Raw genomic sequence first — 23,678 nt, forward strand, 5'->3', positions numbered from 1 at the left:
AGAAGGCCTGCGGGAAACGTCCCGCAGGCCTTTTCCATTTCAGTGCCCCGAGTGCCCCGAGTGCTCCAAGTGCGCCAGGGCCGTGCGCGCGTTGTCCGCCGGCGAGGCGATGGAGTCCAGGACCAGGCGATCCGCACGCCAGTTCGTGAAGGCGGCGCGGCGGGCCTGCACCGAGGCCCAGGTCGGCTCCGGGAAGCAGTCAAGGCCGCGTCGGCGGCCCGCCAGCCGTCGCCGGTGCACGTCCGGATCGGAGCACATCACCTCGATCAGGCGCAGCGCGGAGCCACTGCGGCGGGCCAGGGTCCGCCACTGCTCCCTGGCCTCCTCAGCGTCGTTCACCGCGTCCACGATCACCCGCTGGCCGAGCGCGAGGATCTCACCGGCGAGCGCCTCGACCACGACGTAGGCCGCCAGACCGGTTGGCTGGCCGCGGTCGATCCCCGCGCGCCACATCGCGGCCTCGACCGGGTCGACCGACAGCACCGGCGCGGGGATGCGGCGGCCCAGCTCCTCCGCCACCGCGCTCTTGCCCGCGCCCGGCAGTCCGCTCATCACGATCAGCATGACCGCCACCCTGCCATGCCGTCCTGGCGGAGTGGTGTTCGCGCGCGAGCCGTCTTTCAGGAGTGGAGTTCTGGCGCGAGCCGTCCTTCAGGAGTGAAGTTCTGGCGCGAGTCCCAGCCGCGCTGGTGTTAGATCTCGAAGGGTCATTATTTCTCCGCTCATGCCACCACGCCGACATGAGCGAAACCCGGGGGAGGAACAGCGGTGGAGAATCAGCCGGACGAGGCGAGACTGCACGAGGCCGCGCCGGGGGTGTTCGCCTGGGTGCAGCCGGACGGCACCTGGTGGGTCAACAACGCCGGGGTGGTGACCGGCGACGAGGGGACCGTGCTGGTCGACACCTGCGCGACCGAGCCGCGCACCCGACGGTTCCTGGCGGCGGTCGCGGCGGCCACCGGCGGCGCCCCGGTGCGGATGGCGGTGAACACCCATCAGCACGGCGACCACACCTACGGCAACAGCTTGCTGCCCGACGAGACGGTCATCTTCGGGCATACGGCGATGCGGGACGCACTGCTCGCCGACCCGTTGATCGACGGGTGCCCGCCGGTCTGGGAGCCGGTGCCCGACTGGGGGAACGTGACGCGCCGTACCCCGTCGGTGGTCTTCTCGTCGGAGCTGACGCTCTTCACCGGCGGGCGGCGGATCGAGTTGCGGCACCCCGGTCATGCCGCGCACACGCCGGGGGACGTGGTGGCGTGGTTGCCGGAGGAGCGGGTGCTGTTCGCCGGTGACCTGCTGTTCCACGGGCTGACCCCGATGCTGCTGATGGGGTCGGTGGAAGGGGCGCTGAGGTCGCTGGACTGGCTGGCGGCCTTCGAGCCCGAGCACGTCGTCCCCGGTCATGGGCCGCTCGCCGACGCGGGCGCCCTGCCCGGTGTCCTGGCGGAGCACGAGCGCTACTACCGGTTCGTGGCCGACATCGCGCGCAGGGGGCGGCAGGACGGGCTCACGCCGCTGCAGGCGGCGCAGGGGGCCGACCTGGGGGAGTTCGCGAAGTGGGCGGACGCCGAGAGGGTGGTGCTCAACCTCCACCGGGCGTACGCGGACGCCGCCGGCACCGAGGTGGACCTCGTCAGCGCCTTCCTGGACGCCATGACCTACAACGGCGGGCCGATGCCGACCTCGGTCTGAGGGGTGGGCGCGGGGCGTCCCTATCATGGCCGGATGTCGCATCTCGATCGCGCCCGTCGGTTGTGGGCCGACCTGGCTCGTGTTCCGGTGAGCTTTCCCGAGCCGGGGCAGGTGCGGGTGGTCGTCTCGGCCGGGTCGTGGCTGTGCCCGGCCGGATGGGCGGGGGTCGTCGCGATCCGCGGGGCGGTGCTCGCGACGGTGCCCGACGAGGCCTCGGCCGTCCCCCTGCGGGCGGCGCTCACCGGCCTCACCGACCCTGGGCGGTCCGCGCGAGCGCTCACGGGACCCACCGACCGGGGGCCGTCGTCCGGCGCGCTGCCCGGCCTTGCCGACCTCCTTGCCGACCTCGGGCGGTTGCCTGAGGCGCTGCCTGTCGACGATGTCCTCGGGCCGGCGTCGCTGGCGTACGTCGACGCCGGCGGGTTCGTCGCCGCGCAGGGGGGCGCCGCGGTGGAGCGGCTTCAGGCGGGGGACGCGGATGTGCGGGCCCTGCTGGACGCGGCCGACGAGGCGGAGACCGGTGAGAGCGGGCTCCGGGAGATCCTTTCGGACGCGTTCGTGCTGCGCGAGGGGCAGGAAGTGGTCGCCGTGGCCGGGTATCGGCCGTGGTTGAACACGGCGGCGCACGTGTCGGTGCTGACCGCCGCCCACCGCCGGGGCAAGGGGCTGGCCAAGGCCGTGGCGTCCGCGGCGGTCGCGGACGCGCTGGAGCGCGGGCTGCTCCCGCAGTGGCGGGCCCGGCCGGAGGCGTCCCGCCGGGTGGCTCGGGCGCTCGGCTTCGACGAGGTGGGCGCCCAGGTCAGCGTCAGGCTCCGCGACTGAAGGATTTTTTCGGTACGTGCACGTACGGGGAAAATTGTTGCCCGGAACGGCTTGACCACGGTGGGCGGGTGTCGGGAGGCTGGCCGGAAACCCAGGGGAAGGAGCCGGTGATGGTGACTGTCCGCGCGTTCGCGGCGGGGGACGAGAGCGCCCTCGTGGACGCCTGGAACCGGAGCATGCCGGGTGACCCCACGACCGGCGCGTGGCTGCGCGACTGCGTGCTGCTCGACCCCAACTTCGACCCGGCAGGGCTGCGGGTCGCTGTGGTGGACGGCCGGGTGGCGGGATGCGCGTACGGCGTCCGCAGGCTGATCCCGCAGGCGCCGGGGGCCGACCTGGAGCCGGACACGGGCTGGATCCCGTTCTTCTTCGTCGTGCCGGAGCAGCGGCGGCGCGGCCTGGGGCGGCGGCTTCTCGGCGAGGCGCTGGAGTTCCTGCGCGAGCGGGGCAGGACGCGCGTCGACTTCGCCTCCTACACGCCCCACTACGTGCTGCCCGGGGTGGACGTGGAGCTGTATCCCGACGGGTTCGGGCTGCTGCGGGGGCTCGGCTTCGAGACCCGCTCCTCGCCGGTCGCCATGGGCCGCACGCTGGTCGGTCATGTGCCGCCTGACGAGGTGCGCAGGCTGCGGGCCGCGCGGGAGAGCGAGGGGTACGTCTTCCGCTCGCCGGTGGACGGTGAGCTGCCGGAGCTCATCAGGTTCGCGGCGGGGGCCTTCAACCCCGACTGGGGTGAGGCGATCAGGCGGCACGCCGACCCGCAGCGGATGGTCATCGCGAAAAAAGAGCAAATAGTGGGGTTCGCGGTGTTCGGGGCTTACCGGGGGATCCGGGAGAGGTTCGGGCCGTTCGGGGTGGACGCGGGGGAGCGTGGCACCGGGCTCGGCAGGATCCTGCTCCACCTGACCATGGCCAGGATGCGCGCCGAGGGGCTGCACTCGTCATGGTTCCTGTGGGCGGACGAGGCGAGCCCGGCGGGTCACCTCTACCGCAAGGCCGGATACGAGGTCACCCGGCGGTTCCACGTGATGACCCGTAGAGCAGGGTGAGCTCCTCGGCCGTGGCGGCCACGCGCTCGCGCAGCTCGGCAGGGGAGAGCACCTCGGCGTCGGCGCCCAGCCGGAGGAACTCGCCCACCGCGTGGTCGACCGACTCGATGGGCACCGTCACCCGCGTCCAGCCTCGCGCGTCCGGCGGCTCCGCGCTCTGCCGCGCCGCCGTCATCACACCGGGCGTCATGAGGTCGGGCAGGCGTTCCAGCCCGCGCGGCGACAGCCGCACGACCGCCTCCCCGCGCCGCAGCCGGGCCTCGAACTCCTCCAGGTAGGACTGCCAGTAGGCCGCCAGGTCGAAGTCGTCCGGCCTGGTGAAGCGCTCGGGCAGCGGGTGCAGATCGAGGATCTGCGACACCCGGTAGGTGCGCACGTCCTCGCCGCTACGGGCCACCAGATACCACCGCCCGGCCTTGACGACCAGCCCGTACGGCTCCAGGCGGCGCTCCACCTCCTGGGGCGCCTTCCAACGGCGGTAACGCACCTGGAGCCGGTGCTCGTTCCAGACGGCGTCGGCCACGGCGGGCAGATGGGTGACCGGCTCGGGGTCCCGGTACCACGTCGGGGCGTCCAGGTGGAAGCGCTCCTGGATCCGCCCGGCCCGGTCACGCAGCTCGACCGGCAGCGCCGCCATCAGCTTGAGCTGCGCCGCCGTCACCACCGCGCCCAGCCCCAGCTCGGCGGCGGGCCCTGGCAGCCCGGCCAGGAACAGCGACTCGGCCTCGTCGGTCGTCAGCCCGGTGAGCCTGGTCCGGTAGCCGTCGAGCAGCCGGTAGCCGCCCCGGGGGCCGGCGTCGCCGTAGAGCGGGATCCCGGCGGCGTGCAGCGACTCCATGTCGCGGTAGATGGTCCGCACCGAGACCTCCAGCCTGCCGGCCAGCTCCTGGGCGGTCATCAGGCCCCGCGTCTGCAGCAGCAGCAAGATCGAGACCAGTCGGGAGGCGCGCATCACACTGACACTACCTGTCAGTGACCCTGCCCTACGGTCCTCCCATGAACGACTTCGACTTCCTCGTAGGCACCTGGAACGTGACCAACCGCCGGCTGGCCAAGGCCCTGGCCGGCAGCGACGACTGGGAGGAGTTCCCCGGCCGGTCCGTCGCCACCCGCCACTTCGACGGCGCCGCGAACTTCGACGAGATCGCCTTCCCCACCAAGGGGTTCAGCGGGCTGACCCTGCGCGTCTTCAACCCCGGCACGCGGCTGTGGTCCATCTACTGGTCGAGCAGCGCCAGGGGCGTGCTCGACCTGCCGCCCCTGGTCGGCGCCTTCGACGGGGACCGGGGAGAGTTCTACGCCGACGACTCCTACGAGGGCACGCCGGTGCGCTGCCGGTTCATCTGGACCGTGCTCGGCGCGGACTCCTGCCGCTGGGAGCAGGCCTTCTCGGTGGACGGCGAGCAGAGCTGGGAGACGAACTGGACCATGGACTTCACCAGGGCGTGAACGGAGCCGCCGGGTGGCGGGTCAGCTGTTGCCGCTGCTCCACAGCACGACGCCCACCGCCAGCGCCGCCACCAGGAGCGCGATGCCGCCCACGACGACGAACCACCACCAGCCCGACCGCGGCTGCTTCGCCTCGTAGACGGGCACGTCGGGGAGCATGTCGGGGGTGTACGGCAGGCGTTGCGTGTAGGAGGGGTCCGGTGGCCCGGCTCGGGGGGACGGGGGTGCCGGCCGGCGCTGTTGCGGCTGGGGGGTGGCGCGCCGGGGATGCATGATGGTCTGCTCTGGGTCGGGCTGCTCTGGATTCATGATCCCCTCAGGCTATGAGTGGATATTTCCGTTAACAGTGTCACATTTCCTGTCGGCATTTCGGGAAGCGCCCGGCGCGGGACCAGGTCAGCCCTGACCACCGTGGGGCGGCTGCCAACCGGGCTGCTGCCCCTGCTGGGGTTGCTGGGGCTGCTCGCCTGACGGCTGCTGGGGCCAGCCGGACTGCTGCCCGTGCTGCGGCTGCCAGCCCTGCTGCTGGCCCTGGGGTTGCTGATCGTTGGGTCGCTGGCCGTACGGCTGCGGGTTGCTGGGGTGCTGGGCGTGGGGCTGCCAGGGCCGCTGCTGGGCCTGGGGCTGCTGCCAGGGGGACTGCTGGCCGGGCTGCTGCCAGGCCGGTTGCTGCGGCTGCGGCCGGCCTTCCGGGCGGCGGGCCACCACACCCCAGATCAGCAGACTGATGCCCGTGAGGGTGAGCACGGTCATGACCAGCGACATGATCGTGACGAAGGTGAGGACGTCCCTGGGGGACATGGTCGACAGGAGGATGAGCTGCACGACCTGTGCCAGCGCGCTGAGCAGCAGCGCGACGCAGCCCATCATGCCGATGACTGCCGCGCGCCCATGGGTGCGCCGCGCCATCGCCGTCGCCACGATGCCGAGGACGGGCACCAGGCACAGGAAGAAGGAGGGGATCAGACTGGCGAAATTCATGGGGCAGGTCTCCAGACGGTCGGGGACGTCTTACGGTTGGGGCCGCGCTCGATCCACTGCCTTGCTGATCGACTCCAGGTCCAGTCCGCCCTGATAGCGCACGCCGTTGATGAAGAGCGTGGGAGTGCCGCGCACCCCGCTGGCACGGCCGGACGCCTCGTCCCGCCCGACCCTGGCCGTGTGGAGCCGGATGTCGGACCATGGGTCCACGTCGAGCTGGGCGGCATACCGGTTCAGGTCCTCGTCGGTGAGGAAGCGCTGGTTGTCGAAGAGCATGTCATGCATCTCCCAGAACCTGCCGGCGTCGGCGGCCGCCTGCGCGGCCATCGCGGCGGGCACGGCACGGGGGTGCAGCGTGCGCAGCGGGAAGTGCCTGAAGACGATCCGCAGGTCCTTGTGCCGGTCGCGTAGCGACTCAAGGATGGGGTGGAGCCGTCCGCAGTAGGGGCATTCGAAGTCTCCGTACTCGACGATGGTGACGGCCGGGTTCTTCGGCCCGCGCACGTGGTCGTCCGGCCCGACGGGCTCGCTGAGCAGCACGGGCAGCTCTTCCTCGGGCTCGGCTTCGGGCGGGGCGCAGACGCCGCCCCGGTCCCAGGCCAGCTTGAAGACGATCCAGCCGAGCAGCGCCGCGAGCAGTGACCCGGCCAGGATGCCGATCTTGGCCTCGCTGTGCAGTCGTGGGTCCTCGAAGGCCAGGTCCACGATGAACAGCGCGACCGTGAACCCGATGCCGGACACCGCCGCGCCGCCCAGGAGCTGGCCCCACACCAGGTTGCCGGGCAGCACGCCCCAGTTGAGCCGGAGCGGCAGCCAGGTGCCGATGGTGATGCCGATGAGCTTGCCGACCAGCAGCCCGAGCGCCACGCCGATGGCGATGGGGGAGGTGGCGGCGTTGCGCAGCGTCTCGGCGTCCAGCCGGATCCCGGCGTTGGCCAGCGCGAAGACGGGCACGATCACGAACGCGGTCCACGGGTGGAGCCGCATCTGCAGCCGTTCGTTGACGGACACGGCCATCCGCACCAGCCGGGTCGCCTGGGCGGCGGCCCTGGGGCTGGGGGAGCTGGTGAACTCCTGCACCGCCTCCCCAGCCCGCAGCAGCTTGTGGTCGCTGGGCGCGTACACGAACACCAGGACGCCCAGCGCGATGCCCACCAGGGTGGGGTGCACGCCGCTCTCCAGCGTCGCCAGCCACAGCCCGAACCCCAGCACGATGTACGCGGGCGCGCGCCAGATCTTCAGCCACCGCAGCGTCATGATCGCGGCCAGCAGCGCGACGGCGGTGAGCAGTGCCGGGATGGACAGGCTCTCCGTGTAGAAGATCGCCACGACCATGATGGCCAGGATGTCGTCCACGATGGCCAGCGTGAGCAGGAACGCCCGCAGCGGCTCGGGGCAGCGGGCGCCCACCACGGCCAGCAGGCCGAGCACGAACGCGGTGTCGGTGGCGATCGGCACCCCCCAGCCGACGGCGCCGGGCCCGCCCGCGTTGAAGGCCAGGTAGATGGCCGCGGGGACGATCAGCCCGCCGAGCGCCGCGATGGCGGGCACCGCGATCAGCCGGCGGTCACGCAACTGGCCCATCCGGACCTCGTACGAGACCTCCAGCCCGATGACGAAGAAGAAGAGCGTCATCAGCCCGTCGTTGACCCAGTGGCGCAGGTCGAGGGAGAAGGTGGCGTCGCCGAACGACAGGCCCATGCTGGTGTGCCAGAAGGCCTCGTAGGTCTCGCCCCAGGGGGAGTTGGCCCAGAGCATCGCCAGGACCGTCGCGGCGAGCAGCGCGGTGGTGCTGCTCGCCTCATTTTTGAAAAAAGCCCGCAACATGGTCTTTTCGCCCCCTCAGCACTCGATCTTAGAGCGGGCTCTCAGAGAGGGGCATGCACCCGTGGCCCCTGTCGACCGGTCCCAGACGAGTCGAATATATGGGTCTGTTCACAGTGCTTCGCGCTCGTTACGTTCCAACCGCGCCCATCGATCCCGCGGAGGAGCCACATGCGCTTTCACCTCCCCCAAGGCATGGCCCGTGCCGGCACCCTAGCAGCGGCCTTCGTCCTCCCCCTCGCCCTGGTCCTGACCTCACCCACGGCTTCACGCATGGCCTCGGCCGCCGGCCTGTCACCCCCGGACATCCCGCTGGCGAACGTCAAGGCCCATCTCACCGAACTGCAGTCGATCGCCACCGCCAACGGCGGCTCCCGGGCACACGGCAGGCCCGGTTACCTGGCCTCCGCCACCTATGTTCAGGACCTGCTCGACGCGGCCGGCTACAGCACTACGCTGCAGCCGTTCACCTACAACGGCGCCACCGGCTACAACGTGATCGCCGACTGGCCGGGCGGCGACCCGGACGACGTCCTGATGACCGGCGCCCACCTCGACAGCGTCACCGCCGGGGCGGGCATCAACGACAACGGCTCGGGGTCGGCGGCGATCCTGGAGGTGGCGCTGGAGGTCTCGCGGCAGGGGCTGCAGCCGGGCAAGCACCTGAGGTTCGCCTGGTGGGGCGCGGAGGAGCTGGGCCTGCGCGGGTCCCGGTTCTACGTCAACGGCCTGTCGGCCGCCGAGCGCGCCAGGATCACGGCGTATCTGAACTTCGACATGGTCGGCTCACCCAACGCCGGATATTTCCTCTATGACGGCGACGACTCCGACGGCGTGGGCTCCGGGCCCGGCCCTTCGGGCTCGGCGGAGCTTGAGCAGACCCTGCAGAGCTACTTCACCTCCATCGGCGTCCCCACCCGGGGCACCGACTTCGACGGCCGCTCCGACTACGGGCCGTTCATCAGCGCGGGCATCCCGGCGGGCGGCACGTTCACCGGGGCGGAGGGCGTCAAGACCAGCGCGCAGGCGGCGCTCTGGGGCGGCACCGCGGGTCAGGCGTTCGACCCGTGCTACCACCGCTCGTGCGACACGATCTCCAACATCGACGACACGGCGCTGGACCGCAACACGGACGCCATCGCGCACGCCGTCTGGACGATCGGCACCGCCGCGGCACCCGAGACGGTGTGGTCGGACACCTTCGAGAGCGCCGGCGGCTGGACGGTGGACCCGGACGGCGCCGACACCGCCGCCACCGGCCAGTGGGAGCGCGGCGACCCGCAGGCCACCGACTCCAGCGGGCCCAAGCAGCTCGGCACCACCCTGAGCGGCGCCAACGGGCTGGTCACCGGTCGGCTCGCGGGCTCCAGCGCCGGTGCGAACGACATCGACGGCGGCGTGACCTCGATCCGGTCACCGGTGATCGCCCTGCCGGCGGACGGGGCGCTGAACCTGTCGCTGGGGTGGTATCTCGCGCACGGCGGCAACTCCTCCAGCGCCGACTTCCTCCGGGTGAAGGTCGTGGGGAACACCACGAGCACGGTGTTCCAGCGGCTCGGCTCGGCCGCCGACCGTGACGGCGCGTGGAGCACGGCCGATGCCGACATCTCCGCGTTCGCCGGGCAGAGCGTGCGGATCCTCGTGGAAGCGGCGGACGAGTCGACCGCGAGCCTGGTGGAGGCGGGCGTGGACGATGTCGTGATCACCCGCCGGTGATCGGTGGGCGCGCGGGACCGGGGATCCCGCGCGCCCGTGATCACAGTGCGCGCAGATAGGCGAGGGACGGCATGAAGAAGTACTCGCCGCCCTTCATGGTGACGGTCTGGGCCACCTGCGTCTGCGGCGGCGACATCCCGGGCTTGCCCCACACCTTGGGGTAGGTGACCTTGATGTCCCGTTCGCCCTGGCCGATGACCGGGTCGTGGCCGGTCTCGGAGACCTCGAAGTCGGGGTTGTTCGCCCAGCTCTGCTGGGTGAACTCGAACTGGCTCTGCAGGCTGCTGTTGAACGCCATGAACAGCAGGCCCACCTCGCCGCTGGGCCGGGTCTCCGGCGGTGAGTCGTCCCACGCGTCGTCGTCGCGCCGCCCGTACGTCTGGCCGCGCCTGGCCATGATCACCTCGCGGCTGTGCGAGCGCGGGTTGGTCTTCCTGATGTGGCCGCTGAACGGGCACTTGCTGCCCTCGTCGGCGTCGAAGGTGAAGTCGTTGACGACCGTGCCGCCGCCGGCCTCGCCCTTGAGCGTCACGGGCGTGCCGTCCTTGAACCGGCCGACGAGCATGGCGCCCGCCCGGGCGCGGTCGGCATCGGCCAGGCCCAGGTTGTCGGCCAGCTCCTGCTCGATCTCCTTGAAGGCGCGGACGTTCTGCTCCAGTTTGCGGAAGACGAAGTAGCTGCCGAAGTGGCGGGCGGGGTCGGCCGCCAGCGGGTCGGCGACCAGGACGTTGCTCAGCGGGAACGCCGGGTTCCAGTGCTCCTTGGGCTCCTTGTCCACCTCGTCCTTGAGGAACAGCGGCTGGCTGCGGCCGTCGACGTAGCCGAAGTGCTCGATGCCGTCGCCGGCCGGGTTGTGCATGCCCTGGCCCGTCTCCTCGCCCAGCAGCCTGGCACCGGGGGGCAGGTCGTTCAGCAGCTCCTCGCGCAGCGCCTCGACGGGCTCGCGCTCGGCGTCACCGATCAGGATGACGGCGTGGATCTCACGCTGGTAGCAGTTGTCCCACTCTGCCACGGGCGGGTCCAGGACCTCGGCGACGCGGCGCTTCATGCCGTCGCGGAAGGCCTTGTCGCCGAACTTGCGCAGGTCCTCGACCGAGTGGCCGAGGTCGCGGTAGCCGGCCTTGCTGATGCCGATGCCCACATAGGGCGTGCCGCGGTGGCCCGTCGTGGCGAAGTCCCGGACCTCTTCGAGGTGCCGGCGCGCCGACTTCATCTTCGTTTCGGCGATCCGCCTCAGGTAGCGCCGGCCCGCGGCGACGTCGTTGAAGCGGACGAACAGGACGGACAGGTGGTCGCGTACGTGCGCCTTCAGAATGTTCGGCTGCAAGTGGTCGAGCATCTTCTTGGTGTCCGCGTCGAGCGTGGCCGAATCCCAGGCCAGGGGTCGTTCGTTGGTCAGATCGACTGGCATCGCCGAGTGTCCTCTCCCCGTGTTCCGATGGTCTGCTCCGGGCCCCATCTCTAAGACTTCGCACGCGGCCCGTCGGTTCTCGATGTGAGGAACTTTTCTGATCGGCTACCACCGTCGGTGTACCGGGACCGTCGCCTCAGGGGTGATTCGCCGCGCCGTACGGGGTGCCACGGTGAGGATATGGACGTGTTGCGCAGGGCCCTGGGCGTCGCCTCCCTCGCCTTTGGCCTGATCTTCTCGCTGGCGGCGCTGCTGCACGCCGGGTTCGCGCTCGGGCCGGTGGCCGAGCCGGTGATCGTCCCGGCCGTGGTCGTGGAGACGATCTGCGCCGTGGCGATGCTCGCCGGAGGGTATGGCGCACTGGCCGGGCGGGCGCGGGCCTGGGACGGGCTGATCTACGCGCACGCGGTCGCGCTGGCCGGGGTGCTGCTCGGGATCCTGGCGCTCGCGCTGGGCGGCGGCGAGGCCACCGTGCTCAACACGTGGTATCACCGCTCGATGGCGACCCTGCTCGCGCTCGGCCTGGGCGGCGCGTTCTATGTCTCGAGAGTGCGCAGGTAGGCGGCCGCGTCGTCGACCCGCTCCTCGGTGAACACCCGGATGCCCGCGCTCTCCAGCAGCGCGGTCGTGACGCCCCGGCCAGGAGTGCGCCGTCCGCTGAACGTACCGTCATAGATCGTCAGGGCGCCGCACGACGGGCTGCCCTCCTTCAGCACCGCGAGGCGGGCGCCGCAGGCGCGGGCGGCCTCCAGCGCGGCCCCCGCGCCCGCCACGAACGCGGCCGTGACGTCGGAGCCGTCGGCGGCGAGCACCCGGGCCGTCCCGGACAGCACCGCCTCGCCGCCCGCGCCGCCCTCGATCTCGGCGGCGGGCCGGGGAATGGCCAGCCCGCCCTCCACCTCGGGGCAGAACGGCACCAACCGGCCCTCCCGCAGCCAGGCGGCGAGCCGCTCGTCGGAGCTGGTCTTGGCGCCGCCGTCATAGCGGACCCGGCGGCCCATCAGGCAGGCGCTGACGAGGATCCTTTCCACGCCTTCGATCCTACGAGCGCGATCGGCACCAGCGCGCCGGCGGCCAGCCCGATCGCGCAACCGAACGCCCAGGTGAACGGCTGGGCCACGGCCGCCCTGTCGAACACCTGCAGGAGCACGGCCAGCAGCGCGACCCCGAACGGCGCGGCCACCCGCACCACGATGGTGCTGAGCGTGGTCGCGGCCGGTATCGCGGCGTGGTCCAGGGTCCGGAAGGCGGCGGCCATGACGGAGGGCGCGACCAGCCCGTGCCCGAGCCCCAGCACGAGCATCGAGGCGAGCATCGGCACCAGCGCGCCGGAGGCGGCGAACCCGGTGATGCCGGCCACCGCCACGACGATCCCCACGGTGGCGACGCCCCGTGGGCCACGGCTGTCGGTGAGCTTGCCGGCGACCGGCATGGTGATCGCCGCGCCGAGCCCCATCGGCGCCAGCAGCAGGCCCGCGTCCAGGGCGCTGCCGCCCTGGACGAGCTGGCTGTAGAGCGGGACGAGCACGGTTACGCCGAACATCGCCGCCGAGTAGCAGGCCAGCGCGCCCACGGCGGCGGCGAACCCGCGGTCGCCGAACAACCGCAGGTCCACCAGCGTCTCCGGGGTCCGCAGTCCGCGCACGGTGAACCCGGCCAGCAGCGCGAGCCCCGCCCACAGGGCCGGATGCGCGAGCGAGGCGCCGTCGCCGATCTCCGACAGGCCGAAGACCAGGGCCGCCAGGCCGGGTGACAGCAGCGCGAGTCCGGTCACGTCCAGCCGCATCCCGCCCCCGCCCCCGCCTGTGCCCCCGCCCGTGCCCGGGTCGCGGGGGAGCAGCCGGACGGCCGCGAGTAGGGCGAGCGCGCAGACGGGCAGGTTCACCAGGAACAGCCAGCGCCAGCCGGGGCCGTCCACGAGCAGGCCGCCCAGCACCGGGCCGAGCACCGGCGCCAGCATCGCGGGAACGGAGATCAGGGCCATCGCCCGGCCCATCCGCTCCCGGCCCGCCGCCTGGGCGAGCATCGCCTGCCCGACCGGCAGCAGCAGCCCGCCGCCGAGTCCCTGTACGGCCCGGAAGGCGACCAGGCTGCCCACCGACCAGGCGGCCGCGCTGAGCGCCGATCCGGCGGCGAACAGCAGGAGGGCGGCCGGCCAGACGTTCCCGGCGCCGAACCGGCCGACGGCCCAGCCGGTGATCGGCACCGTCATCGACAGCGCCAGCAGGTAGCCGGTGACCACCCACTGCATGGTCGCCGGGGTGACCCCGAACTCGTGGCCCAGGGAGTGGATCGCGACGTTGACGATCGTGGTGTCGAGCATCGTCATGACCACGCCGAGCAGCACCACGAGCCCGGTGGCCTTCAGGGGATCGCGCATGCCGTACAGCGTAGCATTTAGCGTACAGTGTATCGCCAGGCTTAGACTGAGTCTGTGAGTTCCGTCTGGTCACGCCCCGCGCCGCAGCGGCGTCCCGCGCTGACCCGCGAGGCGATCGTGGCCGCCGCCGTGTCGATCGCCGACGCCGAGGGGCTGGGCGCGGTCTCCATCCGCCGCGTCGCCGCCGAGCTCGGCGCCCGCGCGATGAGCCTCTACACCTACATCGAGCGCAAGGAGGACCTGCTCGCCCTGATGCTCGACGAGGTGGCCGGCGAGCTCCTCGCCGCCGAGCCGCAGCCCGACGAAGGGCGGCCCGGCGATGAGCGGCCCGACGAAGGGCAGCCCGGCGAACGGCCGCTCGACGATGGGCAGGCCGGCGAGCGGCCGCCCGGCGGCTGGCGGGAGGCGCTGCTGCTGACCGCCGGTCGTGAGCGTGAGCTGGTCCGGCGGCATCCCTGGCGGGTCGAGCTGATCTCCCAGCGCGTCGCCGTAGGGCCCAACGGGCTGCGCCACGTGGAGCGCAAGCTGTCGGCGCTCGACGGTCTCGGCGTGGACCGGCTGGGCGCCTGGCGGATCCTGGCCGCCGTCGACGACTACGTGACGGGCTTCGTCGTACGCGAGGCCGCCGAGCGCGCCGCCCCCCGCCAGGAGGGCGTCAACGACGCCGAGCGGGCGGCCATGGCGGAGCCGTACATCCGGGACCTCGTCGCGAGCGGCGAGTTCCCGAGGCTCGCGCCCATGCTGGAGCAGGGCGTGCGCGGCGCCGACGACAATTTCGAGCGCGGGCTGCGCTGGGTGCTGGACGGGATCGAGGGCGACCTGCCCGGGCGATAGCCTTTCCTCCGATGAACACCACCGTCGCCACGATCGTCATCGCCGGCTCGCTGCTGCTCGCGCTGGCGAGCCTGATCACCGCGATCCGCGACCGGACCATGGGCATGATCCTGCTCGTCTCGTTCGCCGTGCTCGAAGTGGCCGTCCTGGTGCAGGCGGGCCTGGTGATCGCGGCGATGGCCGGGGGGCAGGAGCCGGCCGAGGGCGCCGCCACGCTGTTCGGCTACCTCGCCGGCGTGGCCCTCATCCCGCCCGCGGGCGTCGGGCTGGCGCTGGCCGAGCGGAGCAGGTGGGGCCCGGCGATCCTGGTCGTGGCCGGCTTCGCCGTCGCGGTGATGACGGGGCGGCTGCTGCAGATCTGGCAGGGGGCCGGATGAGCGACGCCCTCGGCAAGGGGCCCGGACGCGCCCTCGTCGCCGTCTACGGGCTGTTCGCGCTGGCCGCCGGCGCGCGTGCCACCGTGCAGATCCTCACCAGGTTCGGCGAGGCGCCGCTGGCCTACGCGCTGTCGGCGTTCGCCGCGCTGGTCTACGTGCTGCTCACCGCCGCGCTGGCGCGCGGGGCGCGCCGGGTGGCGCTCGTGGCGCTGGGCATCGAGCTGGCCGGGGTGCTCGTCATCGGCACGGTCAGCCTGCTCGACCCGGCGGCCTTCCCCGACGACACCGTCTGGTCGGGCTACGGCAGCGGCTACCTGTACATTCCCCTGGTGCTGCCTCTCGTGGGCCTCTACTGGCTGCTGCGCCGACGTTAACGGCGCGTTCGCGGGGGCAGCCGACTCTCATGAGTACGATCGAACACTCCGTAGACGTCAACGTCCCCGTCAAGGTCGCGTACGACCAGTGGACCCAGTTCGAGAGCTTTCCCGAATTCATGGAAGGCGTCGAATCCATCAAGCAGGTCACCGACACGCGCACGCATTGGATCACCGAGATCGCCGGTGTGAAGCGTGAGTTCGAGGCCGAGATCACGGAGCAGCACCCGGACGAGCGCATCGCCTGGCGGTCGATCGACAAGCCGCACCAGTCGGGTGTGGTCACCTTCCACCGGCTCACCCCCGAGACCACCAGGGTCACGCTCCAGATGGAGTACGACCCCGAGGGGTTCGTGGAGAAGGCCGGCGACTGGCTGCAGATCGTCAAGCTGCGCGTCAAGGGCGACATGGAACGATTCAAGGCGTTCATCGAATCGCGCGGCGGCGAGACCGGCGCGTGGCGTGGCGACGTGCCCGGCCCGCACCAGCGGGGCTCCAGCAGCGGTGTCACCGACCGCCCCGTGCCGCCCGGCACGATCGGCGGCAGCGGCTTTCCCCAGGAGGGCACGCTTCCGCCTCCGGGCCCGGTGTCTCCGCGCGACGAGCCGCCCCAGGGCCCCAGACCGGTCCTGTAGGCCGACCCGAAGCCCCCGGCACTGCCGGGGGCTTCGTCATGTTCGGGGAATATATGTCGCTTTTGCGGCTGTTAGACTAGCGATTCATCCCATGATTTGATGAGTGGAGGACGCTGACCCGGCATGACCGTGCTCACCCAAGCCTCACGAGGCAGAACCAACTCCCTCGCCTGGCTCCTCGTGCTGGGAATCGTCCTCGCCGCGCTCAACCTGCGCACCGCCGTGACCAGCGTCGGCCCACTGCTCGATCAGCTGTCCGCCGCGCTGGGCATGACCAGCGTCGGATCCGGCCTGCTGACCACGCTGCCGGTGCTGGCCTTCGCCACCGTCGGCGCGGTGACGCCCACGCTGGCCCGCCGCATCGGCGAGCACCGGCTGCTGCTGCTCGCGCTCGTCACCCTCGGCGCCGGCACGCTCGTCCGATCGCTCGTCGACTCCGCGCCGGTGTTCCTGATGGGCAGCGCCGTCGCGCTGTCGGGCGGCGCCGTCGGCAACGTGCTCATCCCTACCCTGATCAAGCGCCACTTCCCGGCCCGCACCGGGACGATGACCACCGTCTACACCACGGCGCTGGCCGTCGGCACCATGCTCGCCGCCGCGGCCACCGTGCCGATCGAGCGTGCCTCCGGTGACTGGCACATCGCCCTCGGCGTGTGGGCCGCGCTGGCCGCCGTCGCCGCCGTTCCCTGGCTCCTGCTGCTGCGCAGTGAGCCGGAACGACGCGCCGCCCAGCCGGAGTCGGGCATGCGCCGGCTCGCCAGGAGCAAGCTGGCCTGGACGGTCGCGATCTACTTCGGCACCCAGTCCATGATCGCCTACATCATGTTCGGCTGGCTCGCCACCATCCTCACCGACGGCGGCTTCACCATCGACCAGGCCGGGGTGATCCTCGGCGGGTTCACCGCGCTGAACATCCCCGTCTCCATCCTGGTCCCGGTCATCGCCTCACGCTTCCGCGACCAGCGGCCCGTCGTCGTCGGCCTCGTCGTCGCGTACACCATCGGCTTCGCCGGCCTGTGGGCCGCGCCGGCCTCCACCGCGCCGATCTGGGTGGTGTTCGTGGCGATCGGCATGGGCTCGTTCCCGCTGGCGCTCATGATGCTCGCGCTGCGCACCCGCACGCCCGAGGCGACGGCCGGCCTGTCCGCCTTCGGGCAGAGCGCCGGCTATCTCATCGCCGGCGCCGGGCCGCTGCTCGTGGGCGTGCTCAGGGAGGTCAGCGGCGGCTGGGCAGCGCCGTACACACTGATCTTCGCTGTGCTCGTCGCACAGCTCCTGACCGGCCTGTACGCGGGACGCGAGCGTTATCTGGAGGACGAGCGGAAAGCGCCTCTGCCAGGATGACACCGTGAAATCGACAGTCGTCACCTTTCCCCACGGTCATGTCACGGGCCGTTCACAGATCGTCGGGACCGTGCCGGTGGGGGCCCGGCACGGCCTCGTCGTCAGCGAGACGCCGTTCCACCCCCTCGACCACACCTGGCCCGACCAGCCCGCCGACCGCGGCGCCATCGGGGGCCTGCCCGTCCTCGACTGCGTGACGGGCGCGCGCGCCGCCGACGGCGCGATCCTCCTGGGGAGCGACATCCCGGTACGACGCGGCGCGGACGGCTGGGACTGGCTGGTCGTGCACGTGACCGGTAGCCCGCTGGCCGTCGGCGCGGACGTGGAGCTGGAGGTCGACGCCACTTACCGGGCCGCCCTGTCGGCCGGTCACACCGCCTGCCACCTCGCCGCCCTGGCCCTCAACGCCGCCCTGGCCGGGCGATGGCGCAAGGAGGCGGCGCTCGACGGGCTCGGGCACCCCGACTTCGACCAGAGCGCGATCACCTCCTCGCGGATCACGCCGCACGCCAGCCTGGACGAGTACCGGCTCGGCAAGTCGTTGCGCAAGAAGGGGTTCACGGCCGACGGGCTGGACGTCGCCGAGGCCGCGCAGGCGGTGAACGAGCGGCTCAAGGCATGGGTGACGGCGGGCGCGCCGATCCGGCTCGACGTGCCGGGGCCGGAGCTCACCGCCCGCCGCACCTGGCACTGCGCCCTGCCGGAAGGCGAGGCGTCGATCCCGTGCGGCGGCACCCACGTGCGCGACGCCGCGGAGCTGGGCGAGGTGACGGTGGAACTGACCCTGGCCGAACAGTCGCTCACCATGCGCACCACCGTGACGCCTCAGGCCTGAGGCGGGTGTGACACGACGGTGTGGAGATTCCGATACACTTGGCGACGCATCGCAAGGGGCTATGGCGCAGTTGGTAGCGCGCCTCCATGGCATGGAGGAGGTCTGGGGTTCGAATCCCCATAGCTCCACCTCTCGCTGGTGTCCGCTGGGCGATCTTGCTATGAATGAACCCTCGTAGCCGAGGGAGGCCGGACACAATGGATCTCATTCCCGTGGAGTTCGAGGCACTCGACAAGCGTGTCGCCGCCATCAGCGGGGACAAGCAGGTCGAGCGCCTCTACCGGGGCACCCGCTGGGCGGAGGGGCCGGTCTACTTCCCGGCCGGCCGCTTCCTGGTGTGGAGCGACATCCCCAATGACCGGCTGTTGCGCTGGGACGAGCAGACGGGCGCGGTGGCGCCGTTCCGGCAGCCGTCCGGCTACGTCAACGGCAACACTCTCGACCTGCAGGGCAGGCTGATCTCCTGCGAGCACGGCACGCGCCGGGTGACCAGGACCGAGCATGACGGGTCGGTCACCACGCTGGCCGACCGCTGGCGGGGCGACCGCCTCAACAGCCCCAACGACGTCGTGGTCCGCTCCGACGGGTCGATCTGGTTCACCGACCCGCCCTACGGCATCCTGAGCGACTACGAAGGGCACCGGGCCGAGCAGGAGATCGACGGCTGCCACGTCTACCGCATCGACCCGCTCTCCGGCGAGACGAGCAGGGTCGTGGACGATTTCACCAGGCCCAACGGCCTGGCCTTCTCCCTGGACGAGCGGAGGCTGTTCGTCGCCGACACCGAGGAGCGCCACGTGCGGGTCTTCGACGTGCGCGACGACGGCTCGCTGGCGGGCGGCCGGGTGTTCGCCGAGCACGCCGGCAAGGGCGGCTTCGACGGCCTGCGCCTGGACGACGCGGGCCGCCTGTGGGCCGCGGTGGGCTCCTCGGTGCACTGCTACGACCCGGACGGGACGCTCCTCGGCAGGCTGATCCTGCCGGAGAGCGTCTCCAACCTGGTCTTCGGCGGTCCCAAGCGCAACCGGATGTTCATCACGGCGACCACGTCCCTCTACTCCGTCATGCTGAACATCCGCGGCGCCCGTCCCGTCTGGGCCTCCTGACCGTCAGGAGAAGGCCCAGGCGAAGATGTGCAGCTCGCCGTCCTCCGCCGGGGCGAAGGTCAGACTGGCCACCTTCTTGGCCGGATCCAGCGCGATCGGCTGCGCCGCGAACACGTGCGCGCCGATCGGCTGGAGGGCCCAGGAGCCCCAGAAGAGCCGGTGCGGCGTGCTGGCCACGATCTCGTTGCCGAACGCGGGCTCCTCGCCGCCGAAGTCCAGGATCCACTCGCTGAGCCCCAGCGTGCCGGTGCTCGTGGAGCCGTCCGTGTACGTGATCGTGACCTTCGACTCGGGCCAGCCGTTGACGCCCGCGCCGAGGAAGGCGAGCTTGCTCGCCCCTTCGGGCGCGGCCACCTCGATCGGCGCGGTGCCCGGCCGCAGGTTGTCCCACTCGCCCGGCTTACGGTCCGGCCAGGTGAAGGTGAAGTCCTTCCAGATGACGTCGCCGCCGGGCTCGATCCCCTCGTCGGCCAGCGCCTGCGCCGAGTAGCTGAATCCGGGCCCGTCGATGTTGGCCTCGTCGGCGGCCGTGGCGTCGCCGATCCCGGCGTTGTTCTGGTGCCACGCCAGCGTGCCGCGCTCGGCCACGTTGAGCCGGATGGCGCCGGTGGCCTCGCCCGCGACGATCGGGACGGTGTGGAAGCCGAGCGCCACGTCCGGGCCCACGGTGATCTCGACCTTGGCGCTCACGGCGCCCTTGGCGGGGACGCGCAGGGTGCCGCTCGACGGTGAGACGGTGACGCCCGCGGGCGGTGCGGCCCGCCACTCGACCGTGGCGGCCTGGTCCAGGGACCGTACGGTGAGGTCGGCGTCGAACGTGCCGCCCGGCTCCACCGGTCCGCTCCCCGGGTCCGCGCCGAGCAGGTACGGCTCGGAGCCCTCGTCGAACGACGGTGGCGCGTCGGCGGGGTGGGCCCCGAAAGCCCGGTTCGGCGTGCTGCCCACCCTGAAGTCCAGCCGCCCGCCCCGGGTGGCGAACGTCTCCGGCAGCCACGCCCGGGAGGTCGGGGCCCCGTTCACCCGCAGCGCCTGGACGTAACCGCCCTCGGCGCCCGGCGCGTTGATCACGATGTCGCCGCCGGGCCGGTCGATGGTGACGCGGTCGAACAGCGGCGTGTGCACCAGCAGCTCGGCCCGGCCGGGGATCGCCGGGAACAGGCCCATGGCCGACCACACGTACCAGGCGCCCATCGTGCCCAGGTCGTCGTTGCCGACCAGCCCGTCAGGACCGGGTCCGAACAGCTCCTTCTGCGTCCGCCGCACGACCTCCTGCGTCTTGTACGGACGGCCGGCCCACGCGTACAGCCACGGTGACTGCAGCGCGACCTCGTTGCCGAGGTAGGCGTACGCCCGGTGCGGCCCGGCGTTCAGCTCGGTGAAGTACTCGTCCAGCCTGGACACCGCCTCGCCGGGGCCGCCCATCGCGGTGAACATCCCGCGCGCGTTGTGCGGCACCATCCAGTGGTACTGCGCCCCGTTGCCCTCCATGTAGACGTCCGCGGCGGCCGGGTCGAAGGGCGCCTTGAACGAGCCGTCGCCCGTACGGGGCTGGATCCAGTCGTTGCCCGGGTTGTACAGGTGCTGCCACGCCTGCGCGCGCCGCATGAACTCCGTGTGCGTCGTCCGGTCGCCGAGCCGGGAGGCGAGCTGCGCGATGCCGAAGTCGGCCACGCCGTACTCCAGGGTCGAGGACGGGTCCGACGGCACGTACCCCTTGGCCATGTAGGCGGCGTTGCCGGGCCGCTCGTCGTAGCCGAGCAGCGGGTGGCCGATGTCCATCGGGCCGCTGCGCCGGGCGGCGGCGGCCATCGCCTTGAGCGCCTCGGCGGCCTCGAAGTCACGCGCCCCGAAGGCGTACATGGTGGAGAGGATCACATGGTACGGATCGCCCGTCATGACGCCGGTGACCGCATTCTGGTGCGACCAGCGGTCCCACACGTTGCCGAGCGCCTGCGCGTTGGCGTACATCGACTGCGCGATGTCGGCGGCCACGTCCGGTGCGAGCAGCGCCAGTAGCTGGACCTCGCTGCGGTAGACGTCCCAGCCGGAGAAGGTCGCGTAGTGGTGGTGGCCCGGTTTCACGGTGCGGGTCTCGTAGTCGGAGCCGACGTAGGTGCCGTCGGCGTCGTCGAAGACGTACGGCTGGAGCAGCGCGTGGTAGAGGTTGCTGTAGAAGGTGCGCCGCTGGGCGTCGGTCCCGCCCGTGATCGCCACCTGGCGGAGACGCTTGTTCCAGACTGCGTCGGCCTCGTCCGCCACCTGCTCCAGGTTCTTGGCGGCGATCTCCGTCCGCAGGTTGTTCCTGGCGCCGTCGACGCTGACGTACGACAGGCCGACGCGCATCTGCACAGGCGCGGCGGAGTCGAACTCCAGGTACGCCCCCGAGCCCGGCCCGTTCACCACGACGTCGTCGGAGGTGACGACGTGGCCCCGCACCTTGGCCTTGGAGGCGTTCTCGACGGTCCGCGAGCCCGGCACCACCTGGTCGTCCTTCCAGGTGCCGAAGCCGGTGACCGGTCGGTCGAAGGTGGCGTGGAAGTAGACCTTGTAGCGCGTCGGCGGGCCGCAGAAGCCGCCGGTCTGCACCCAGCCCTCGACGGTGTCGCCGCTGATGCGGGTCTCGCCGTCGTCCACGCCGTTGATCGAGCCGCTGGTGTTCAGCAGCAGCGTGGCGGGCTTGTCCTGGGGGAAGGTGAAGCGGCCGACGCCCGCCCGCATGCTGACCGACAGGTCGGCCTTGACGCCGGAGTCCATGGTGACGGAGTACGAACCGGGCGAGGCCTGCTCGTTGGCGTGCTTGAAGGTCTGGACGTAGTCCATCCCGTGCGTCGCCGGTGATCGGCCGATCTTCCCGGAGAAGGGCATCACCGGGAAGTCCTGCGCGCCGGTGCATCCGGGCCCGGAGATGTGGGTCATGGAGAAGCCGCGCAACCGGTCGTCCTCCCAGCGGTAGCCGCCGCCGGCGTCCTCCACCGTGTCAGGGCTCCACTGCATCATGCCGAACGGCAGAACCGCGCCGGGGAAGGTCATGCCTCCGCCGCCGCCGTGGCCGAAGTCGGAGGCGGCCTCCTTCGTGCCGTGGAAGACGTTGACGAGGGCGGCCGGGTCGTGCGCCGTCGAGGTGACGGGGTCAGCGGTCGCCGCGGCTCCAGGAGGGAGCACCGTGGCGATCAGCAGCGTGGTGACGATCGGTAACGACCATGGGGACATGCCGCGCACCTTTCGGAAGTCAGATCGTGATATCGAATCCCGCCCCCGCGACCCCGGTCAACGAGCGGAAACGGCGTGCACAAGTTGCCATCGCCGCAGGTGCGAATAGGGGTTGGCGGATGCCGGGACCGTTGACAGATTCGGTGGATGCCATGGGGACAACCGAGCAGCAGGGATCAGAGATGACCGTCTTACCGACCATGCCGCACGCGCAGGCGGACGAGCGGCCCGCCGCCGACCCGCGTGCCCCGCTGACCAGGCTGGCCCGGCTGCTCGACCCCGGAACGCCCGCCGCCCTGCACGCCGAGGACGACAGCGGCGTGACGGCCGTGCGGGGGCGGGTGGACGGCCGGCCCGTCATCGCCTTCTGCACCGACGCCAGGCGGATGGGCGGCGCGCTCGGCGCGGCAGGCGCGATGCACGTCGTGGCCGCCACCGACGCCGCCGCGGCCGAGGGCTGCCCGGTGATCGGCCTGTGGCACTCCGGAGGCGCCAGGCTCGCCGACGGCGTCGAGTCGATGGACGGCGTGGGGCGCATGTTCGCCGCCATGACCAGGGCCTCGGGCGTGGTCCCGCAGATCTCGGTCGTGCTCGGGCCGGCCGCCGGGGCCGCCGCGTACGGGCCGGCCCTGACCGACGTCGTGATCATGACCGGCGCCGGGCGTGTCTTCGTGACCGGCCCGGACATCGTCCGCAGCGTCACCGGTGAGCGGATCGACATGGCCGCGCTCGGCGGCCCCGACGCGCACGGCCCGAGATCCGGGGTCGTGCACGTGCCGGCCGCCGACGAGGACGACGCCTGCTTCCGCGCCCGCCGCCTCGCCGGGCTGCTCCGCGACGCGCCGGGCCGGTTCGACCTGGCCGCGCTGCGCGCGCCGAGGGACCTGCGCGCGCTGCTGCCGGACTCGCCGCGGCGCGCGTACGACGTGCGACCTCTCGTGCACGCCATCCTGGACGGGGACGTCCACGGGCCGGTCTTCCAGGAGCTGCAGCCTCGCTGGGCGGCCAACGTCCTGATCGGCCTGGGCAGGCTCGGCGGCCGTCCGGTCGGGGTGCTGGCCAACAACCCCATCCGCAAGGGCGGCTGCCTGGACTCCCTGTCGGCGGAGAAGAGCGCCCGGTTCGTCCGCATGTGCGACTCGCTGGGGGTGCCCCTGGTGGTCCTGGTCGACGTCCCCGGCTACCTGCCCGGGGTGGGCCAGGAATGGGGCGGCGTCGTGCGGCGGGGGGCCAAGCTCCTGCACGCCTTCGCCGAGTCCGTGGTGCCGCGCGTCACCCTGATCACCCGCAAGGCGTACGGCGGGGCGTACATCGCGATGAACTCCCGCTCGCTCGGCGCCACCGCGATCTTCGCCTGGCCGGACGCGGAGGTGGCCGTGATGGGCGCGGAGAGCGCGGTCGGCGTCCTGCACCGCAAGGCCCTGGCGGCGGCCCCCGACGATCAGCGCGAGGAGTTGCGCGCCCGCCTGGCCGAGGAGCAGCGGCGGACCGCCGGCGGGGTGGCCCGGGCGATGGCCCTGGGCGTGGTCGACGAGGTGATCGCGCCGGAGACCACGCGGTTCCGGCTGGCCCAGGCGCTGGACCGGGCGCCGCGCCTTCGCGGACGGCACGCCAACATCCCGCTGTGAAAGCG

General features: G+C 71.9%; 23 protein-coding genes and 1 tRNA gene. 15 read left to right on the forward strand and 9 right to left on the reverse strand.

The annotated features are described in order from the left end of the window. Positions 1-39 precede the first annotated feature (39 nt). Positions 40-564 carry an AAA family ATPase gene (locus ACTMTF_RS43320; protein ID WP_441115924.1) on the reverse strand — a complete coding sequence of 175 codons (525 nt, stop codon included), beginning with the start codon at positions 562-564 and terminating at the stop codon, positions 40-42. A gap of 204 nt (positions 565-768) precedes the next feature. Between ACTMTF_RS43320 and ACTMTF_RS43325 the strand changes: the two genes are divergently transcribed. The 3 genes from ACTMTF_RS43325 to ACTMTF_RS43335 all read left to right on the forward strand — a co-directional run bounded on the left by ACTMTF_RS43325 (position 769) and on the right by ACTMTF_RS43335 (position 3,569). Next, the gene (locus ACTMTF_RS43325; RefSeq protein ID WP_441115925.1) at positions 769-1,698 is read left to right on the forward strand and encodes an MBL fold metallo-hydrolase; all 930 of its coding nucleotides are present in this window, start codon (positions 769-771) and stop codon (positions 1,696-1,698) included. Positions 1,699-1,731: 33 nt separating this feature from the next. Further along, positions 1,732-2,520, forward strand: a complete 789-nt coding sequence (locus ACTMTF_RS43330; protein ID WP_441115926.1) for a GNAT family N-acetyltransferase — start codon at positions 1,732-1,734, stop codon at positions 2,518-2,520. Between the two features lie 110 nt (positions 2,521-2,630). Beyond that, positions 2,631-3,569 carry a GNAT family N-acetyltransferase gene (locus tag ACTMTF_RS43335; RefSeq protein ID WP_441115927.1) on the forward strand — a complete coding sequence of 313 codons (939 nt, stop codon included), beginning with the start codon at positions 2,631-2,633 and terminating at the stop codon, positions 3,567-3,569. Here the strand turns inward: ACTMTF_RS43335 and ACTMTF_RS43340 are convergent. Continuing rightward, positions 3,529-4,521, reverse strand: a complete 993-nt coding sequence (locus tag ACTMTF_RS43340; RefSeq protein ID WP_441115928.1) for a helix-turn-helix transcriptional regulator — start codon at positions 4,519-4,521, stop codon at positions 3,529-3,531. The two genes, ACTMTF_RS43335 and ACTMTF_RS43340, sit on opposite strands and share 41 nt — an antisense overlap. A gap of 44 nt (positions 4,522-4,565) precedes the next feature. Between ACTMTF_RS43340 and ACTMTF_RS43345 the strand changes: the two genes are divergently transcribed. Further along, positions 4,566-5,018 (forward strand): hypothetical protein, encoded by a 453-nt coding sequence (locus ACTMTF_RS43345; protein WP_441115929.1) that lies wholly within the window; start codon positions 4,566-4,568, stop codon positions 5,016-5,018. Between the two features lie 21 nt (positions 5,019-5,039). Here the strand turns inward: ACTMTF_RS43345 and ACTMTF_RS43350 are convergent, their stop codons facing one another. From ACTMTF_RS43350 to nhaA, 3 genes are all read right to left on the reverse strand, one after another. Further along, complete coding sequence (locus tag ACTMTF_RS43350; RefSeq protein ID WP_441115930.1) at positions 5,040-5,327, reverse strand: hypothetical protein; 288 nt, start codon at positions 5,325-5,327, stop codon at positions 5,040-5,042. An 87-nt stretch (positions 5,328-5,414) separates the two neighbouring features. After that, complete coding sequence (locus ACTMTF_RS43355; RefSeq protein WP_441115931.1) at positions 5,415-5,999, reverse strand: hypothetical protein; 585 nt, start codon at positions 5,997-5,999, stop codon at positions 5,415-5,417. 30 nt (positions 6,000-6,029) lie between these two features. Beyond that, entirely contained in the window at positions 6,030-7,826 is a 1,797-nt protein-coding gene (nhaA, locus tag ACTMTF_RS43360; RefSeq protein ID WP_441115932.1) for a Na+/H+ antiporter NhaA, read from the reverse strand. Between the two features lie 168 nt (positions 7,827-7,994). On the opposite strand from nhaA, the gene ACTMTF_RS43365 reads away from it, so the two are divergent. After that, positions 7,995-9,539, forward strand: a complete 1,545-nt coding sequence (locus ACTMTF_RS43365; protein WP_441115933.1) for a M28 family metallopeptidase — start codon at positions 7,995-7,997, stop codon at positions 9,537-9,539. Positions 9,540-9,579: 40 nt separating this feature from the next. Here ACTMTF_RS43365 and ACTMTF_RS43370 read toward each other — a convergent pair whose 3' ends face one another. Continuing rightward, positions 9,580-10,950, reverse strand: a complete 1,371-nt coding sequence (locus tag ACTMTF_RS43370) for a Dyp-type peroxidase (protein ID WP_441115934.1) — start codon at positions 10,948-10,950, stop codon at positions 9,580-9,582. Between the two features lie 180 nt (positions 10,951-11,130). Between ACTMTF_RS43370 and ACTMTF_RS43375 the strand changes: the two genes are divergently transcribed. Further along, complete coding sequence (locus ACTMTF_RS43375) at positions 11,131-11,511, forward strand: hypothetical protein (protein WP_441115935.1); 381 nt, start codon at positions 11,131-11,133, stop codon at positions 11,509-11,511. On the opposite strand, the gene ACTMTF_RS43380 is transcribed toward ACTMTF_RS43375, so the two are convergent. Beyond that, the gene (locus ACTMTF_RS43380; RefSeq protein ID WP_441115936.1) at positions 11,487-11,981 is read right to left on the reverse strand and encodes a DUF523 domain-containing protein; all 495 of its coding nucleotides are present in this window, start codon (positions 11,979-11,981) and stop codon (positions 11,487-11,489) included. The genes ACTMTF_RS43375 and ACTMTF_RS43380 overlap by 25 nt on opposite strands. Then, on the reverse strand, positions 11,951-13,330 hold the full coding sequence (locus ACTMTF_RS43385; RefSeq protein ID WP_441115937.1) for a DHA2 family efflux MFS transporter permease subunit: 1,380 nt from the start codon (positions 13,328-13,330) through the stop codon (positions 11,951-11,953). Before ACTMTF_RS43385 ends, ACTMTF_RS43380 begins: the two co-directional genes overlap by 31 nt. 54 nt (positions 13,331-13,384) lie before the next feature. Between ACTMTF_RS43385 and ACTMTF_RS43390 the strand changes: the two genes are divergently transcribed. The 8 genes from ACTMTF_RS43390 to ACTMTF_RS43425 all read left to right on the forward strand — a co-directional run bounded on the left by ACTMTF_RS43390 (position 13,385) and on the right by ACTMTF_RS43425 (position 18,835). Then, positions 13,385-14,164 (forward strand): TetR/AcrR family transcriptional regulator, encoded by a 780-nt coding sequence (locus ACTMTF_RS43390; protein WP_441115938.1) that lies wholly within the window; start codon positions 13,385-13,387, stop codon positions 14,162-14,164. Between the two features lie 11 nt (positions 14,165-14,175). Continuing rightward, positions 14,176-14,541, forward strand: coding sequence for a hypothetical protein (locus tag ACTMTF_RS43395; protein ID WP_397003757.1), 366 nt, complete (start codon positions 14,176-14,178; stop codon positions 14,539-14,541). Then, on the forward strand, positions 14,538-14,915 hold the full coding sequence (locus ACTMTF_RS43400) for a hypothetical protein (protein WP_441115939.1): 378 nt from the start codon (positions 14,538-14,540) through the stop codon (positions 14,913-14,915). The genes ACTMTF_RS43395 and ACTMTF_RS43400 overlap by 4 nt, the downstream gene beginning before the upstream one ends. Before the next feature lie 29 nt (positions 14,916-14,944). Beyond that, entirely contained in the window at positions 14,945-15,550 is a 606-nt protein-coding gene (locus tag ACTMTF_RS43405; RefSeq protein ID WP_441115940.1) for an SRPBCC family protein, read from the forward strand. Positions 15,551-15,673: 123 nt separating this feature from the next. After that, on the forward strand, positions 15,674-16,894 hold the full coding sequence (locus ACTMTF_RS43410; RefSeq protein WP_441115941.1) for a CynX/NimT family MFS transporter: 1,221 nt from the start codon (positions 15,674-15,676) through the stop codon (positions 16,892-16,894). Positions 16,895-16,898: 4 nt separating this feature from the next. Next, on the forward strand, positions 16,899-17,729 hold the full coding sequence (locus ACTMTF_RS43415; RefSeq protein WP_441115942.1) for a metal-dependent hydrolase: 831 nt from the start codon (positions 16,899-16,901) through the stop codon (positions 17,727-17,729). Positions 17,730-17,784: 55 nt separating this feature from the next. Continuing rightward, positions 17,785-17,857 (forward strand) — tRNA-Ala (locus ACTMTF_RS43420). A 69-nt stretch (positions 17,858-17,926) separates the two neighbouring features. Continuing rightward, on the forward strand, positions 17,927-18,835 hold the full coding sequence (locus tag ACTMTF_RS43425; RefSeq protein ID WP_441115943.1) for an SMP-30/gluconolactonase/LRE family protein: 909 nt from the start codon (positions 17,927-17,929) through the stop codon (positions 18,833-18,835). Between the two features lie 3 nt (positions 18,836-18,838). Here the strand turns inward: ACTMTF_RS43425 and ACTMTF_RS43430 are convergent, their stop codons facing one another. Beyond that, a complete protein-coding gene (locus tag ACTMTF_RS43430) occupies positions 18,839-22,045 on the reverse strand; it encodes a GH92 family glycosyl hydrolase (RefSeq protein ID WP_441115944.1) in 3,207 nt (1,068 codons plus the stop codon). 182 nt (positions 22,046-22,227) lie between these two features. On the opposite strand from ACTMTF_RS43430, the gene ACTMTF_RS43435 reads away from it, so the two are divergent. After that, a complete protein-coding gene (locus ACTMTF_RS43435) occupies positions 22,228-23,673 on the forward strand; it encodes an acyl-CoA carboxylase subunit beta (protein ID WP_441115945.1) in 1,446 nt (481 codons plus the stop codon). The last annotated feature ends 5 nt before the right edge of the window (positions 23,674-23,678 follow it).

Source organism: Nonomuraea sp. ZG12 (assembly GCF_052068115.1).
Classification (GTDB): Bacteria; Actinomycetota; Actinomycetes; order Streptosporangiales; family Streptosporangiaceae; genus Nonomuraea.